A 15,872-nucleotide genomic window follows, 5' to 3' on the forward strand; every position below is an offset into this window, starting at 1 on the left:
CGAAGAGCCCGTAGCGCCTGTGCCCCCAGCACCGACCAGGTGCGCCGATCAGAGCGGCGGCAGGCCGGTCACCGCGCCTGCCTGGCCTTCAGCAGGGACACCAGCCGCTCGTTCGGCTCGGGCGGGTCGTCCAGCAAGGCCAACACCTTGCGTGTGTCGCGCTCGGACACCAAACGCGCCCGCCGTCAGCCCCGACCAAGAGCGGCCAGCGCCTGCTCGATATCGGCCCGCAGGTCGTCCACGTCTTCCAGGCCGATCGCGAAGCGCACCAGCGTCCGGCCCTCGAAGGGCAGCGGCAGGTTGCGGCTGCGGCCCAGGTCGTAGGGCACGGCCAGGCTCATCGGGCCGGCCCAGGAGTAGCCGATGCCGAAGAGCTGCAGCGCGTCGACGAAGGCGTCCACCTGGCGGGCGCCGTAGGCCGGCTGGAACGCCACCGAGAACAGCGCCGCCGCGCCCCGCGCCTGCGGATCGCCGACCGCCAGCCAGTGCTCGTGCCCCGGCGAGCCGGGCAGCGCCGGGTGGAACACCCGCGCGATCTCGGGCCGGCCGGCCATCCAGCGCGCCAGCTCGCGCGTCGCGCGGTCCTGCGCGGCGTAGCGCAGCGGCAGCGTCGGCAGGCCGCGCAGCACCAGCTCCACGTCGTTCTGGCCCAGGCCGTAGCCCAGGTGCTCGTGCGCGTGGTTGAGGCGCTCGTGCAGCGCGGCGTCGCGCGTGCAGACGGAGCCCATCAGCACGTCGGCGCCGCCGCTGGGGTATTTGGTCAGCGCCTGCACGACGATGTCCGCGCCCAGGCCCGGGTGCGTGCCGGGCGCCGGCTCGAAGCCGTTGAACGCGAGGCCGGCACCCCAGGTGTTGTCCAGCGCCGTCGTGACGCCGCGCGCCCGACAGGCCGCCAAGGTGCCCAGCAGGTCCGGGAACTCCAGCGTGATGGAGCCCGCGGCCTCCAGCCAGACGAGCCGGGTGCTGTCGCGCAGCTCCGGCACCGCAAGCGGGTCGTAGAAGCGGTGGGTGACGCCCCACTGCGGCAGCCAGGATTCGGTCAGGTAGCGGTTCTGGCCATAGGCGTTGTCGGGCACCAGCACCTCGTCGCCGGGGCGCAGCATGGCCAGCGACGGCAGCGTCACCGCCGCCAGACCGCTGGGCACCAGCAGGCAGTGCTCGGCATGCTCCAGCGTGGCCAGGCGCGCGGCCAGCGTGTAGCTGGTGGGCGTGCCGTGCAGGCCGTAGCGGTAGGAGCGGCCGTCGCGCGGACGCGGCGTGTGCAGGTCGGCCGTGTCCTTGAACAGCACGGTCGAGGCCTTGGCCACGGGCACCGGCACGGCGTCCCAGCCGTCGGGGGCGCGGTAGGGGTGGTGGATCAGTGCGGTCGCGGGCTTGCGCGTCATGCCAGCACGCCCACCAGGTCGTGGCCGTCGGCCGCGACGATGCGCACGCGCGCGAAGTCGCCCACCTTCATCGTCCGGCTGGCCTTCTCGGGCGGCAGGATCTTGACGCTGCCGTCGATCTCGGGCGCGTCCGCGTAGCTGCGGCCGACACCGCCCTTGCGGCCCAGCGCCGGCGCGGCGTCCACCAGCACCTGCATCGTCTGCCCCACGCGGGCCTGCAGCTTGGCGGCCGACACGCCTTCAGCCACCGCCATGAAGCGCGCGCGGCGCTCCTCGCGCAGTTTGTCGGGCAGCGCGCCGGCGATGTCGTTGGCGCTCGCGCCCTCCACCGGCGAGTAGGCGAAGCAGCCGGCGCGGTCGATCTGCGCCTCCTTCGTGAAGTCCAGCAGATACTGGAACTCCGCCTCCGTCTCGCCGGGGAAGCCGGCGATGAAGGTCGAGCGGATGACCAGTTCCGGGCAGACCGCGCGCCAGCGCAGGATGCGCTCCATGTTCTTCTCGCCGTTGGCGGGGCGCTTCATGCGCTTGAGCACGTCCGGGTGGGCGTGCTGGAAGGGCACGTCGAGGTAGGGCAGCACCAGCCCCTCGGCCATCAGCGGCAGCACCTCGTCCACGTGCGGGTAGGGGTAGACGTAGTGCAGCCGCACCCAGGCGCCGTAGGGCCTGGCGATCTCGCCGAGGCGGGCGACGAGGTCGAGCATCCGGGTCTTGACCGGCTTGCCGTCCCAGAAGCCGGTGCGGTACTTCACGTCCACGCCGTAGGCCGAGGTGTCCTGGCTGATGACGAGCAGTTCCTTCACGCCGCTCTCGAACAGCGCGCGCGCCTCGTTGAGCACGTCGCCGATGGGGCGGGACACGAGGTCGCCGCGCATGCTCGGGATGATGCAGAACGAACAGCGGTGGTTGCAGCCCTCGCTGATCTTCAGGTAGGCGAAATGCTTGGGCGTGAGCTTGACGCCATAGGCCGGCACCAGGTCGACGAAGGGATCGTGCGGCTTGGGCACGTGGGTGTGGACCGCGTCCATCACCTCCTGCGTCGCGTGCGGGCCGGTGACGGCGAGCACGCTGGGGTGGATCTCGCGCACCAGGTTGTCGGACGCATGGCCGGACTTGGCGCCCAGGCAGCCCGTGACGATGACCTTGCCGTTCTCGGCCAGCGCCTCGCCGATGGTGTCCAGGCTCTCCTTGACCGCGTCGTCGATGAAGCCGCAGGTGTTGACGATCACCAGGTCGGCCCCGGCGAAGGTCTTGGAGGTGTCGTAGCCCTCGGCGCGCAGTTGCGTGAGGATCAGTTCGCTGTCGGTCAGGGCCTTCGGGCAGCCAAGGCTGACAAAGCCGATCTTGGGCGCGGCGGCCGGGGGAGCTGCGAGGGTGGCGGCGTCATTCATCGCCGCATTTTCGGCGATGAACGCGGCTCACGGCTTCTTGCCCCCGGGCGGCACACCGAACGGGAACAGCACGCCGGCATTTTTCAGCTGCTCCTGCCACTTGTTCATCAGCGACTTGGACTGCTCGGCGTAGCTGCCCATCAGGCTGCTCCACGCGTCGGGCGCGAACGGCATGCCGGGCGGCTGCTCGGCGAAGCGCTGCTGCAGCTCGGCGACCGCCTGCATCTGCCGCTCCAGCACCCCGCCCATCACGCCCTGCATCGCATGGCCGTAAAACCGGATGATCTGCGCCAGCGACGCCGTCGAGAACATCGGCACGCCGCCGGTCTCCTCCTCCAGGATGATCTGCAGCAGGATGGAGCGGGTCAGGTCGTCCTGCGTCTTCGCGTCGTGGACCTCGAAGGCCACGCCGTCCAGCACCATGCGCTTCACGTCGGCCAGCGTGATGTAGCTGCTGGCCTGGGTGTCGTACAGGCGCCGGTTGGGGTACTTCTTGAGGATGCGCAGCCCCGGCCTGGCCTCGGCGGCGTGGGCGGGCCCGGTCGTGGATGCCGGCTTCTTGCGGGCAGTCACCATGCAAAGGTCTCCTGATGCGGTGCAGCAACGAATTCGGGCCGACCTTACCACCGCCGCCCCGCGCCAGGCTGACCCCGGCCTGACCAATCCCTGGCGACTCCGGAGCCGCCGCTGCCGAGGCTTGTTCGCCGCCACCGAGGCCGCCGCAGTGCGCGGCCTCCAGGACGGCCCGGCCGGGGCAAACCAGAAGCCCTGGAATGAACCGGTCGGGTTATCCTATTGAACCGTCGTTTCATTTTCAAATCCCGTGAACCACCCCTCCTCGCCCGGCGCCCGGCCGGTCTCCATCGCCGCGCTGGGCGAATGCATGCTGGAGCTGCAGGGTGCCGCGTTCGGCCCGATGCGGCAGGCCTTCGGCGGCGACACGCTGAACACCGCCGTCTACATGGCCCGCTGCGGCGGCGCGGCGCTGCGCGTGCACTACGCCACCGCGCTGGGCGACGACAGCCTGAGCGCCGGCATGCTGGCGCGCTGGGCCGAGGAAGGGGTGCGGACCGGGCTGGTGCAGCGGCTGGCCGGGCGGCTGCCGGGGCTCTACCTCATCGAGCTGGATGCCGGCGGCGAGCGGCGCTTCCACTACTGGCGCGGCCAGGCGGCGGCGCGCTCGTACTTCGACACCGCCGCCACCGCGCTGGAGGCGCAGGCCGACGCGCTGGACGCGCTCTACCTGAGCGGCATCAGCCTGGCCATCCTGCCGGCGGCCGGGCGCGAGCGCGTGCTGGCGCTGATGGCCCGCATGCGCGCGCGCGGCGCCCTGGTCGCGTTCGACAACAACTACCGCCCGCGGCTGTGGGAGTCGGCGGCCGAGGCGCGGCACTGGTACGGCCGCGCGTTCGCCGCGGCGTCGCTCGCGCTGGTCACGGCCGACGACCACCAGGCGCTGCACGGCCTGCCCGACCTGGACGCCGCCGTGGCCGCCGCGCAGGCGCTGCCGGTGGCCGAGATCGCCATCAAGCGCGGCGCGCTGCCCGCGCGCGTCGGGCGGGACGGCGCCTGGCAGGACGTGGCCGCCGAGGCCGTGCCGCGCGTCGTCGACACCACCGCCGCGGGCGACTCCTTCGCCGCCGGCTACCTGGCCCGGCGCCTGGCCGGCGCCGCGCCCGCCGACGCCGCCGCCTTCGCCCACCGGCTGGCCGCGCGCGTCATCCAGCACCCGGGGGCGCTGATCCCGCGCGAGGCGATGGCGGATTTGATGCCGGCGTGAGCCGGCGGGCGCCGGATCACTCCAGCGTCGCCGCCGCGGCCAGGTCCGGCCGGATCTGCAGCAGGCCCTGCAGCACCTGCGCCGAGAACAGCGCCGCGCCCCGGGGGCCGAGGTGGGTGCGGTCGAAGCGCGGCGGAGCCTCGGCCAGCGTGTCGGCGCCGTCCTGGCCCAGCGCGGCGACGGCGGCGTGGCTGGTGGCGTTGAGGTCCAGCACCGGCACGCCCTGCTCGGCGCCGACGCGGATCAGCGCCTCGGCCCAGGGGCGCAGGTCGTTGGGAAGCCGGCCGTCCTTGAAGCCGCGGCGCGCCAGCGGCGTCACCAGCACCACGTCGCCGCCGGCGGCCTTCACCTCCTGCACGTAGCGCGCCATGTTGGGCACGAACTCGGTGGCCAGGTCGGTCGAGCGGCCGGGCTTGCCGGGCTGGTCGTTGTGGCCGAACTGGATCAGCACCAGCGTCCTGTGGCCCTTCTCGGCCAGCAGCGCCATCACGACGTCCCACAGGCGCTCGGCGCGGAAGCTCTTGCTGGAGCGGCCGCCGCGCGCGAGGTTCAGGCAGGCGACCTGCTGGAGCCGCGCGCACAGCGCGTTGCCGTAGCCGCTGCGCGGCGCCATCGTCGAGTCGCCGACGAGGATGAGGCGCGGGCCGGGCGCGACGTTGGCGGTGCTCTCGCCGGCCCGGGGCGCGGCGGCCGGCGGCTGGGCCGCCGCCGTGCCGGCCGCCAGCAGCACGGCGGCGAGAAGGGAGGTCAGTCGGGCCGGCTGCATGGCTCAGAAGAACGTGTACTCGGCCGAGAACCGGAAGCTGCGGCCCAGGATGTCCGCGTTGCTGGTCAGATAGCCCTCGTAGCGGGTGTTGGCCGTCAGCGAGGGGTTCACGTCGGTCAGGTTGTTGATGCCGAAGTTCAGCTTCAGGTTCTTGAAGCCGGTGTAGGCGGCGTTGAGGTTGTACTGCTTGTAGGCCTTGATGCTGGTGTAGCTGGAGCCGGCGCGCGGGGTCTGGTCGGTCAGGCCGCTGCTGTAGCGCTGCGACAGCTGCGTGGACCAGTTGCCCAGCCGCCAGGCCACGGCGGCCGTGTGCTTCCAGCGGTAGATGATCTGCTGCGTCGTCGCCAGGCCGAGGTTGGAGACGGTGTAGACGCCGTCGTTGTTCAGGATGCCGATGTTGTCGTAGACCTGGCCGCCCTTCTCCACCGAGAAGGCGTACTTGTCGTAGTAGGTGCCGTCCAGCTTGAAGTTGAAGCTGCCCCAGCTGCCGGTCTTCAGCTGGTAGGTCGCCGCCACGTCCAGCCCGCGCATGCTCATGTCGCCACGATTGCCCTGGCTGGCCACGATGTGGTCGATGGTGCCGTCGGCCTTGCGCAGGATGTTGGCGGCGTACTTGGCCGGCGCCGACTGCACTTCGGCGTAGCTGAGCGCGCCCAGCACGCCGCCGATGCGGATGCCCCAGTAGTCCACCGTCACCAGCAGGCCCTTGACGGGCTCGAAGGCGCCGCCGACGGACCAGCCCTTGGACTCCTCGGGCTTCAGGTGGCTGTTGTCGGGCGACTTGGTCCAGACGTTGACGCCGACGTTGCAGACCTGGTCTGCCGTGAAACCGCTGACCGGCGTGCCGGTGTTGGTGGTGAGCGGCGTCGCGCTGGGGCACAGCACCGGGTCGTCCATCGTCACCACGCGCACTTCCGGCGTCGGGTTCTGGATGTCCATGATGGACGGCGCGCGGAAGCCCGTGTTGGCCGAGGCGCGCAGCATCAGCTCGGCGGTGGGCTGGAAGCGCACCGACAGCTTGGGGTTGACCGTGGTGGTCTTCAGGTCGCTGTAGGTGTCGGAGCGCACGGCGCCGTTGACGCTCCAGGCCTTGGTCAGCGGCGCGTCCAGTTCGATGACGGCGGACTTGATGTCGCGGTGCAGCGTGCTGGCCACGCCGGCCGGGTTCTCGCCGACGATGTCGTCCTTGAGCACCACCCCGGCGCTGCTGACGTTGTAATTGCCGTTGGCCAGCTTGGCGACGTGGTCCAGCGGCGCGGCGCGCACCCGGGCCTCGTCGCGGCGCAGCTCGCCGGAGACGGCCAGCGTCAGCGGGCCGCCGCCCAGGTCCATCAGCTCGCGGGTCAGCGTCGCGTCCACGGCCTTGTTGAAGGCCTCGTTGAAGCGGTAGGTGTAGTCGCGCAGCTCGATGCTCTGCAGGTAGGCCAGGCCCTCGGCATCCTGCAGGCCGAAGGGGTTGAGGATGCCCTTCGTGAAGCCCTCCTGCGCCTTGCTGTAGAGGATGTAGCCGCCGCCGGTGCGGGTGTCGCGCTGGGAGTGGCCGTAGTTCAGGCCCACGCGGTAGTCCCAGTTCCAGACCGAGCCCTCGGCGCTGAGCACCAGGCGGTCGTTGATCTGCTCGTCGTTGCGGTAGGCCGAGCCCAGCTCCGCCGGACCCCACTGGAAGTAGATCGTCCGGTCGCTCATGTTCAGCGGGCTGACGGCGCCCGGCGTCCTGGCGGCGTCGATGTACATCGACGGCGAGTTCCTGCCGGTGTTGCTGCCCACCACGTCGACCAGCGGCGTGATGCCCTTGCCGGGGTAGTACTTGCTGGTGGCCGGCATCGAGTAGGTGGTGGCCGGCTCGTTGCTGGTGGGCAGCTGCAGGCCGCGGAACTTCTGCACCGTGAAGGCCGCGTGCATCAGCTCCAGGTTCAGGCGGTGGCCCCCGCCCAGGTTCAGGCTGCCCTTGCCGTAGAGGTTGCTGATGCGGCTGCCGTCGCTGACGGCGGTGTAGTAGTTCGGGTCGCGGTAGCAGCCGGCGTTGCCGTAGCTGGGCGTCGCCGCCACGCTGCCGGCGCCCAGCGTGGGCAGCGAGTACGGCGCCAGGCAGCCGGTGGCGAAGCTGGGGTTGTAGTTGCTGTTGCTGCCGGTGCTGAAGCCGAAGTTGGCGCTGGGGCTGGGGTTCTTGTTGCTGGGCGTCTTCAGCAGGCCCAGCCGGTTCAGCGCCGAGCCGTCGAACAGCTCCGGGCGGTCGCCCTGCATCAGCGCCGACTTGGTCTGGTAGTCCATGGCGCCGTAGACGTTCCAGCCGTCGCTGGCCAGGTCGCCGATGCCGGCGATCAGGCCGATCGAGTTGGTCTGCCCGCGCGACGAGCGCTCCGGCGCGTTCAGCTCGACCTTGATGCGCGCGCCCCGGAAGTTGTCGAGGGTGGCGTAGTTCTGCACGCCGCCGATGGCGTCCGAGCCGTAGATGGACGAGGCGCCGTCGCGCAGCGTCTCGACGCGGTCCAGCGCCATGCGCGGCATCACATTGGCCGACACGTACTGGTCCTGCAGCGGCTCGTTGGCCAGCCGGCGGCCGTTGAGCAGCGTCAGCGTGCGCATCGGGCCCAGGCCGCGCAGGTTCAGCACCGGGCCGGCCGCGCCGGCATTCATGCCCAGCGACTGCGACTGCGGCAGCTCCAGCAGCAGGTCCTTCAGCTCGGTGTGGCCGCGCGCGTCCAGCTCCTGGATCTTGTTGACGGACACCGGCAGCGCCGTCTCGCCGGCCACGCGCTTGATGGACGAGCCGGTGATCTGGATGCGCTCCATCGTCACCGGGACGGCGACCTCCTGGGCCTGGGCGGTGCCGGTCAGCGCAAGGGCAGCAGCGGCGCACAGGCTCAGGCGGGGGCGGAAGGACGGGGAAATCGGGGTCATGGCGGGGTCTCCTGGGTTCGAGTTGTAGCCGGTCGCGCGCGGGTCGCGCCGGAGTCAGGGAGCCGGCACCCAGCCGCCGGGCGAGCCGGTGGCGATGGTGGAGCGGCGGAAGATGTCGGCGCGGCGGGTCAGGCCGGCGGTGCTGTCCAGCGGCTTGGCGAGCTGCACATGGGCGGTCGCGCCGCCCAGCTTGACGGCGGCCAGCCCCAGGCGGGCGCTGGTGTCCAGCGGGCGGCCGTCCAGGTCGCGGCTGCCCGATTCGCGCCAGCCGGCCGCGTCGGTCGCGCCGCCGCCGGCAGTGCCGGCCCAGGGCGGCGGGTTGCTGCCGCAGCCGCCCTGGCCGGTGCCGGTCCTGCTGGTGCCGGTGCCCACGCACCAGCCCACCGGCAGGATGTGCGGGCCCATGCGGGTGTCGATGAAAGCGATGTTGTCGACGTAGGCGCTGCTGGCCGTGCCGCCGCTGCGCGCCAGGTAGGCGGCCGCCACGCCCGGGCCGGCGGTCAGGCGGCTGTTCAGGAACACGAAGCCCGCGTCGCCGGCCGTCGCGCGCGCCTGCAGGAGGTAGCCGGGCGAGCTGCTGGCCGCGTCCATCACGCTGCGGATCTCGCAGTCCTCGAACAGCGCGGCCATCACGCCGCCCCAGATGAAGTCCACGTTGCCCGCCACCAGCGACTGGTACATCCACACATAGCCCTTGAGCTGCAGGGTGTCCTGCTCGGAGACGAAGTTCATCTCCCGGCCCACCAGCCGGTGCGCGGCGGGCGTGGTGCTGGTGTTGAAGTACAGCGCCTCGGCCTGGTTGTCGAAGGCGGCGGCGCGGGCATGCGGGTTGACGAGCGTGAAGTTGCGCAGCGTCAGCAGGTCGCTGTTCTCCACCAGCAGCACCGCGCGCCCGCCGCCCAGCACGCGGTGGCCCGGAACGCGGCCGCCGGCGGTCAGCGCCGTGCCCGGCGCGACGCTGCTGGCGCCGCTGCCGCTGTTGAGCGACTCGAAGTTCGCCCGGCCCACCTGCACGCCGTCGCGGCTCTCGCCCACCAGGCTGAGGTTGGCGACGTTGCGCAGCATCAGCAGCTCCGGGTACAGGCCGTTGCGGATGCTGACCGTTTTGGGCGTGGCCGCCGTGTTGCAGCCGCCCGCCGCCGGGCTGCCGGTGGAGCAGCCGGCCATCACCCAGTTCAGCGCGCCCTGCACGGTGCGGAAGTCGGCTGCGGCGCCGTCGTCGTCCACGCTGACCTGGGTGCGGCTGGCCGGCGCGCCGCGCGTCGTGAAGCTCCAGCTCAGGCCGGCGAACGGCGAGCCGTGGATGCGGCCCGCGAAGGCCTCGGCATCGACGCTCACCGTGTAGGTGGTGCCGAAGGCCAGGCGGTTGCTGCGCAGCCGCACGACGGCCTGGTTGCCGCTGACGGCGACCGGGCGGTACCAGACGAAGCGGGCGCGAGCCGGGTTCTCGGGCATGGCGCCGAGGGCCAGCGCATCGATCTCCAGGTTGCTGCGCGGCAGCGCGGTCTGGGTGTCGGTGGCCGAGGGCGCGGCCGACAGGTCGATGCGGTCCACCACCGCGCCGTCGCTGGCGCGGCGCACGGTGATCGCGCCCGCGCCGGTGAGCACGGGGGCCGCGTCGAAGGCGATGGCCAGCGGTGTGTCGGTGTGGACGCCGGTCGCATGGCGCGCGGGCTCCACGCTGCCGGGCTCGACGCCGACCGGCCCGCTGCCGGTGATCGCGGTGGCCAGCTTGCCGGCGCCGGCCCGCGCGAGGGCGTTGGCCCGGACCAGCGCGGCGGGGCGCGGTGTGAACGCATAGGGCACGCTCCAGCCGACGGCGCCGGGCAGCGCGCAAACGCCCAGCGGCGCGCCGTTCAGCATCGAGCCGGTGTCGGCGAAGCTGCTCGCGGCGTCGGGGTTGAAGGCCTTCACCACCGACGCGCAGCCGGGCGCCGCGCCGGCGACGGCGTACACATTGCCGTGCGAGATCACCCGCGCGCCGGTGCCCACGCCGACGCCATAGCTGTAGGGGTAGGCGGCGGCGGCCTTGCTGCCCGCGAGGTAGTTGTTGAACAGGTGGACCTGGCCGAAACGCACCCGCGGCACGCGCTGCGTGACGTTGGAGAACACGTTGTTGGCGATCGTGACCTGGAGCCGGCCGATGTCGGCGGTGTGGCCGTCGGAATGGCCGATCAGCATCACCTTGTCGTGCCGGTCGATGACGTTGTAGCTGACCGTCACGAAGCTGGCGCCGCGCGTGATGTCGATGGCGCCGTCGTGGCACTGGCGCGGCTTGCCGTTCTCGACCGGGAGCTGGTCGTCGGTGAGCGGCGTGTCGGTGATGGTGTTGTGGTCGATCCACACGCGCTCGGCGCCCTGGATGCTGATCGCGTCGTAGGCGGCGTTCCAGTTGCCGCTGCTGCCGTCGGCCGGGTCCCAGACCGGCGCCACGTCGCAGGGCGCCATCAGCGCCAGGTTGCGGACGATGACGTTGGCCACGCCGATGATCTCGATGCGGCCGTGCGCCAGGCCCGCGCCCGGGCCGGCGCCGATCAGCGTGGTGTTGGACGGCAGGCGCACGGCGGCGCGCTGGTCCTGGTCCGCGCGGCTGGCGAAGGGCCGGCCCTCGCTCATGTCGATGCTGCCGACCACCTTGACGATCTTGGGCTGGCTGCCGCCATGGGCCAGCGCCGCCAGCAGCTGCTGGCGGTTGCTGGCGGTGTAGATCTGGCCGGGGCCGGCGGCGGCGCCGCCGGTGGTGCCGCCGCCGAGCGCGGCGAAGCCGTCGGCCGGCGCGGCCTCGCGGGCCGGGTCGATGGGCCCGGGCGCCTGCGCGAGCGCTGGCGCGGGCGCCGACAAGGACAGGGGCAGGAACAGCAGCGCCGCGCGCGCCGCGAGGATCGGTTTCATCACGGGGTCTCCCGAAGTTCAGCGGCGGCCGCGGTGGCCATGGCGGCGCCAGGCCAGGCCCAGCAGGCCCAGCGCCAGCAACGCCGCGGGCGCGGGCTCGGGCACGGGGGCCGGCGCCAGCTGGATGCCGACGCTGGCGTAGGGTGCGTCGAAGCGCAGGTCGGCCAGCGTGAGCTGCACGGCCTGCGGTCCCAGCAGCTGCAGCTGCACGGCGCCGGACAGCAGGCTGGCGCCGTCGGCCAGCCGCGGCGGGGCCAGGGCCAGCGCGGCGTCGGCGAAGCTGAGCCGGATCACGCGCGTGCCGGCCAGCGCGCCGGTGCCGGTGTTGTCGTACAGGCGCAGCAGGCCGTCGCTGCCGATGTCGAGCTGGAAGCTGAAGTCCGCGGCGATGAACTCGACGCTGTCGAAGCCGTCGGCCACGGTGCTGGCGTTGCCGGCGAAGTCCGGCGCGCCCAGCAGGCCGGCGGGGTCGCCGTCGAGCGTGCCGGTGACGGGCGTGCCCGGCGTCAGCACGGCGGCCGACGCGGCGGCCGAGGCCAGCAGCGCGGCGGCCGCCAGCGGTGCGAGATGCTTCTTCATGGCGGTCTCCGTCAGAACTTGTAGCGGGCGCCGACGACGAACTCGCGGCCGGTGTAGTTGTTGACCACCACGTTGTCCATGGCGCGCGAGATGAACTGGTCGTTGGGCTGGTTGCTCAGGTTGGTGGCCTCGAAGGTCAGCTCCAGGTTGCCGTCCAGCTTGTAACCCAGCGACAGGTCGACGTTGAAGGTCTTGTTCTTGCCGGCCACGTCCTGGTTGTTGCCGGCCGGGATGGTGGTCAGGAAGGCGGAGCGCGCCGAGGTGGACACGCGGCCGCTGAAGCGGCCGTCGTCGTAGTAGAGCGACAGGTTCCAGGAGCGCGGCGACAGGTTCACCAGGTCTTCCGTGACGGTGGCCGCGCCGACCGCGGTGGCCGACAGCAGGTATTCCATCTTGGACTTGACCTGCGTGTAGTTGGCCAGCAGGCCGAAGTTCTTGCCGAGGCCCGGCAGGAAGCTGAAGGGCTGCTGCACATTGATCTCGAAGCCGCTGAGCTTGCCGCCCGGCGAGTTGACCGGCGCGCTGAAGCGGAAGATCTCGTCGCCGGTGAAGTTGCTGGGCAGCAGCGACATCGGCAGGCCGGTGTCCTTGTAGGCCACGTCGCGGCCCTTGGTGAGCACGTAGCTGTCGATCTTCTTGTGGAACAGGCCCAGGCCGATGAAGGCGTTCCTGGCGTGGTACCACTCCAGGCTGGCGTCCAGCGTCTTGGCGCGGAAGGGCTCCAGCGCCGGGTTGCCGCCGGTGTAGCCCAGTTGGCCGGTGGTGGTGAGCGTGCCGCCCGGGCTCAGGCTGAGCAGCGGCGGGCGCGACATGACCTTGGCAGCCGCGGCGCGCAGCATCAGGTTGCGGCTGAGGTTGACCGAGAGGTTGGCCGCGGGCAGCCAGTCCCGGTAGCTGCGCTCGGCCACGGCCAGGCTGCCGCCGCCGGTGGCGAGATAGCCTTTGGACAGGATGGCGGTCTTCACATAGCGTGTGCCGACGTTGCCGCGCACGGGCAGGCCGCCCAGGCGGGCCTCGAAGTCGGCCATGAGCCAGGCGCCGGTGTCGGTCTCGCTGATGGCGCGGTTGCCGCCGCGGGCGTTGCCGTTGGTGATGGAGGCCAGGCGGTAGTCGCCCGGGCCGCCGGCCGGGCCGCTCTTCAGGCAGTTGCAGTAGATGTCGTAGAGGGCGGCGATGGCATCCAGGTCCGGGGTGACCCAGGAGGTGACCGAGCCGGCGGGCAGGTTCTGGCCCTTGCCGAAGCCCCGCACGGTGCTCACCAGGCCGTTGGGCAGCGCGTTGGCCGGCAGCGCAGCCATCACCTCGGTCGCGCGGCGGAAGTCGTAGCTGGTGAAGCTGAACTTCTTGTAGCTGAGGCCGCCCTTGAGCGTCAGGCTGTCGGAGAGCTCCCAGGCGGCGTCGGCGGTGGCGACGTCCTGCTCGTTGGTCACGCCGTTGGGGCGGATGCGGACCTCGCTGGGCGTGAAGTTGGCGATGCTGGTCGCACCCGCCGGCACGCCGTGGATCTTCAGGCCGCCGCCGGGGTCGCTGGGGTCGAGGCTGCCGTAGGCCAGCAGCGGCGCGCGGTCGTCGCCGCGGGCGTCGAACACGTAGCCGTCGACGTTGGGCGCGTCCAGCGTGGTCGTGGTCTGGATGGGGTTGTGGTAGCGCGACTTGGCACGGCCGCCGCGCAGCGTCAGCTTGACGGTGTCGCCGATGTCCTGCTCGAAGGTCACCGTGGGCTGCGAGAACTCGGTGCTGAGCCGGTCGAAGCGCGACTCGGCGCGGATGTCCACGCCGTTGAACTTGCCGTAGAGCAGCTGGCCGCCGGGCGCGAACTGGGCCTCGACGACGCTGGTCTGCTGCTTGCCGCCCTGGGCGAGGTTGCGGCTGAAGGAGATGGCCTCCAGGAAGTCTTCCCGGCGCGTGGCCTCCAGCTTGCTGTAGAGCATGTCGAAGGTCATCAGCGTGCTGTCCGACAGGCGGGCCTGCACGGAAGCGGTCAGGCCCAGGCGCGACTGGTCGTGCGTGAGGCGGCCGTAACGCGGCAGGCGCGGGTGGAAGTTGGTGGCCGACGACGCGGCGTTGTAGGCAGCGACGTATTCCGGCGTGTTGGGCAGACGGGCGACGCCCTGCGCGGCCGGGCCGCAGGTGGTGGCGGTGGAGCCGGCCGGCAGGCCGGTGGCCACGCCCTGCGGCGGGCACCAGCCGCCGCTGGACGGGCCGTTGTCCCAGCGCACGGTGCTGAAGCCCTCCTCGTAGACCTCGCGCCTGGAGTAGGCGCCGGACAGCAGCATGCCGAAGCGGCCGTCGGCGCTGGTCTTGGCGAGCAGGAACGAGGACTTGGGCGTGGCCTTGCCGCGCAGCTCGTTGTAGGTTCCCTTCACGGACACGGCGGCGACGGACTTCTTCAGGTCGAAGGGGCGGGCCGTCTGCAGGTCCACGGTGGCGCCCAGCGAGCCCTCGTCCACGTCGGCCGAGCTGCTCTTGCGCACCGTCAGCGAGTTGAACAGGTCGGCGGCGAAGACGTTGAAGTCGAACGCGCGGCTGCGGTTGGCGCCGCCGGAGCTGTCGGTGCCGCCGGTGGTGGCCAGCGCCTCGATGCCGTTGATGCGGGTGCGCGTGAAGTCGCCGCCCAGGCCGCGCACGGTGATGTTGCGGCCCTCGCCGGCATCGCGGTCGATCACCACGCCCGGGATGCGCTGCAGCGACTCGGCCAGGTTGGTGTCCGGGAACTTGCCCATGTCCTCGGCCTTGATGACGTCGACGATGCCCTTCTCCTGGCGCTTGGCGTTCAGCGCGCTCTCCAGCGACGCGCGGATGCCGGTCACCGTGACGGTTTCGAGCTGCGCGGCGGGCGCGTCCTGGGCCCAGGCGGGCGCGGCGAGCAGGCCGGCGGCCAGGGCCACCGGGCAGAGGGCCGGAGGGCGGGGCGGGCGGAATCGGGGCATGAAGGGTCTCCTGGTGCTGGCCGCCTGGCGATGCCGGCGGCTCTCGGGCTGGGCTGGGTGAGGCCAGGCGCACGCAGGGCACCCGTCGGTTCTGGAAGCCCGGCATCGCGGCAGTGCGAGCGCCGGGCAGGCCGCGACGGCTAGAGGCCGTCGCGGCAGCGGGGCCACGGGGCCGGCAGCGCGGCGCCGCTGAAGAGGAAAGTGCTCATGTTCTTGCGCTCTTGGGCGGGATGGTGGGCGATGATAAGGGCATAGCCACAAAATCGGAACAGCGGTTCACTAATTGAAAACCATGATTCCGCGATGCTTGACGAGCGCATAAGCTTCGGCTCAAAGAATTTTGGAACCGCGTTTCAAGCGCTCATTCCCCTCTTCTTCCACACGCAACCGGTGCTCCGCGCACCTTGGGACACACCACATGGTTCTCCAGAACTTCAACCTGGCCGGCAAGACGGCCATCGTCACGGGCTGCAACACGGGCCTGGGCCAGGGCATGGCGCTGGCGCTCGCACAGGCGGGGGCCGACATCGTCGGCGTCAACGTCACCGAACCGGACGACACCCGGGCCGGCGTCGAGGCGCTGGGCCGGCGCTTCCTGGACCTGCGCGCCAACCTGGGCGACGTGGGCTGCATCCCCGGCCTGGTGGCCCAGGCCAAGGCGCTGAACGGCGAGATCCACATCCTCGTCAACAACGCCGGCATCATCCGGCGCGAGGACGCCATCAAGTTCTCCGAGGCCGACTGGGACGACGTGATGGACCTGAACCTGAAGTCGGTGTTCTTCCTGTCGCAGGCGGTGGCCAAGGTCTTCATGGCGCAGGGCAAGGGCGGCAAGATCGTCAACATCGCGTCGATGCTGAGCTTCCAGGGCGGCATCCGCGTGCCCTCGTACACGGCCAGCAAGAGCGGCGTGATGGGCATCACGCGGCTGATGGCCAACGAGTGGGCCTCGCACGGCATCAACGTCAACGCGATCGCGCCGGGCTACATGGCCACCAACAACACCGCCGCGCTGCGCGCCGACGAGCAGCGCAACAACGCCATCCTGGAGCGCATCCCGGCCGCGCGCTGGGGCAAGCCGGAGGACCTGGCGGGCCCGGTCGTGTTCCTGGCGTCCACGGCCTCCGACTACGTCAACGGCTATACGCTGGCCGTGGACGGCGGCTGGCTGGCCAGGTAACTCCCCCTACGCGCTTGCGCTGCATGACCCGCCCCGCCAAGGCGGGCCTCACGAAATCACCGACGGAGACA

At 71.5% G+C, this 15,872-nt stretch carries 11 protein-coding genes; 2 read left to right on the plus strand and 9 right to left on the minus strand.

The window, feature by feature from the left end:
- Window positions 1-68: 68 nt before the first annotated feature.
- Genes QM788_RS18095 through phaR form a run of 4 tightly spaced genes read right to left on the minus strand, consistent with a single transcriptional unit; the run spans window position 69 to window position 3,349 of the window.
- On the minus strand, window positions 69-170 hold the full coding sequence (locus tag QM788_RS18095) for a DUF1778 domain-containing protein (RefSeq protein WP_415662838.1): 102 nt from the start codon (window positions 168-170) through the stop codon (window positions 69-71).
- A 15-nt stretch (window positions 171-185) separates the two neighbouring features.
- Window positions 186-1,385, minus strand: a complete 1,200-nt coding sequence (locus tag QM788_RS18100) for a PLP-dependent transferase (RefSeq protein WP_415662839.1) — start codon at window positions 1,383-1,385, stop codon at window positions 186-188.
- Entirely contained in the window at window positions 1,382-2,773 is a 1,392-nt protein-coding gene (rimO, locus tag QM788_RS18105; protein ID WP_415662840.1) for a 30S ribosomal protein S12 methylthiotransferase RimO, read from the minus strand. Before rimO ends, QM788_RS18100 begins: the two co-directional genes overlap by 4 nt.
- 27 nt (window positions 2,774-2,800) lie before the next feature.
- Entirely contained in the window at window positions 2,801-3,349 is a 549-nt protein-coding gene (gene phaR, locus QM788_RS18110) for a polyhydroxyalkanoate synthesis repressor PhaR (protein ID WP_415662841.1), read from the minus strand.
- Between the two features lie 247 nt (window positions 3,350-3,596).
- Here phaR and QM788_RS18115 point away from each other — a divergent pair, with 247 nt between their 5' ends.
- Window positions 3,597-4,553, plus strand: a complete 957-nt coding sequence (locus tag QM788_RS18115) for a sugar kinase (RefSeq protein ID WP_415662842.1) — start codon at window positions 3,597-3,599, stop codon at window positions 4,551-4,553.
- A 16-nt stretch (window positions 4,554-4,569) separates the two neighbouring features.
- Here QM788_RS18115 and QM788_RS18120 read toward each other — a convergent pair whose 3' ends face one another.
- The 5 genes from QM788_RS18120 to QM788_RS18140 are packed head-to-tail and all read right to left on the minus strand — an operon-like array spanning window position 4,570 to window position 14,621.
- The gene (locus tag QM788_RS18120; protein WP_415662843.1) at window positions 4,570-5,319 is read right to left on the minus strand and encodes a rhamnogalacturonan acetylesterase; all 750 of its coding nucleotides are present in this window, start codon (window positions 5,317-5,319) and stop codon (window positions 4,570-4,572) included.
- Between the two features lie 3 nt (window positions 5,320-5,322).
- Window positions 5,323-8,220: a TonB-dependent receptor domain-containing protein gene (locus QM788_RS18125; RefSeq protein ID WP_415662844.1), complete on the minus strand. Its 2,898-nt coding sequence runs from the start codon at window positions 8,218-8,220 to the stop codon at window positions 5,323-5,325.
- Between the two features lie 54 nt (window positions 8,221-8,274).
- Complete coding sequence (locus QM788_RS18130; protein WP_415662845.1) at window positions 8,275-11,112, minus strand: hypothetical protein; 2,838 nt, start codon at window positions 11,110-11,112, stop codon at window positions 8,275-8,277.
- 18 nt (window positions 11,113-11,130) lie between these two features.
- The gene (locus QM788_RS18135) at window positions 11,131-11,691 is read right to left on the minus strand and encodes a PEP-CTERM sorting domain-containing protein (RefSeq protein WP_415662846.1); all 561 of its coding nucleotides are present in this window, start codon (window positions 11,689-11,691) and stop codon (window positions 11,131-11,133) included.
- Between the two features lie 11 nt (window positions 11,692-11,702).
- Window positions 11,703-14,621: a TonB-dependent receptor gene (locus tag QM788_RS18140; protein ID WP_415662847.1), complete on the minus strand. Its 2,919-nt coding sequence runs from the start codon at window positions 14,619-14,621 to the stop codon at window positions 11,703-11,705.
- A gap of 418 nt (window positions 14,622-15,039) precedes the next feature.
- Between QM788_RS18140 and kduD the strand changes: the two genes are divergently transcribed.
- Entirely contained in the window at window positions 15,040-15,801 is a 762-nt protein-coding gene (kduD, locus tag QM788_RS18145; protein ID WP_415662848.1) for a 2-dehydro-3-deoxy-D-gluconate 5-dehydrogenase KduD, read from the plus strand.
- The last annotated feature ends 71 nt before the right edge of the window (window positions 15,802-15,872 follow it).

The organism is Roseateles sp. (assembly GCF_047654785.1).
In the GTDB taxonomy this organism is placed as follows: Bacteria; Pseudomonadota; Gammaproteobacteria; order Burkholderiales; family Burkholderiaceae_C; genus Pelomonas.

What these genes read in the sequence shown, in the direction of transcription:
- QM788_RS18100 (WP_415662839.1), bottom strand. Translation starts at nt 1,385, where the DNA reads ATGACGCGCAAGCCCGCGACCGCACTGATCCACCACCCCTACCGCGCC.
- rimO (WP_415662840.1), bottom strand. Translation starts at nt 2,773, where the DNA reads ATGAATGACGCCGCCACCCTCGCAGCTCCCCCGGCCGCCGCGCCCAAG.
- phaR (WP_415662841.1), bottom strand. Translation starts at nt 3,349, where the DNA reads ATGGTGACTGCCCGCAAGAAGCCGGCATCCACGACCGGGCCCGCCCAC.
- QM788_RS18120 (WP_415662843.1), bottom strand. Translation starts at nt 5,319, where the DNA reads ATGCAGCCGGCCCGACTGACCTCCCTTCTCGCCGCCGTGCTGCTGGCG.
- QM788_RS18125 (WP_415662844.1), bottom strand. Translation starts at nt 8,220, where the DNA reads ATGACCCCGATTTCCCCGTCCTTCCGCCCCCGCCTGAGCCTGTGCGCC.
- QM788_RS18130 (WP_415662845.1), bottom strand. Translation starts at nt 11,112, where the DNA reads ATGAAACCGATCCTCGCGGCGCGCGCGGCGCTGCTGTTCCTGCCCCTG.
- QM788_RS18135 (WP_415662846.1), bottom strand. Translation starts at nt 11,691, where the DNA reads ATGAAGAAGCATCTCGCACCGCTGGCGGCCGCCGCGCTGCTGGCCTCG.
- QM788_RS18140 (WP_415662847.1), bottom strand. Translation starts at nt 14,621, where the DNA reads ATGCCCCGATTCCGCCCGCCCCGCCCTCCGGCCCTCTGCCCGGTGGCC.
- kduD (WP_415662848.1), top strand. Translation starts at nt 15,040, where the DNA reads ATGGTTCTCCAGAACTTCAACCTGGCCGGCAAGACGGCCATCGTCACG.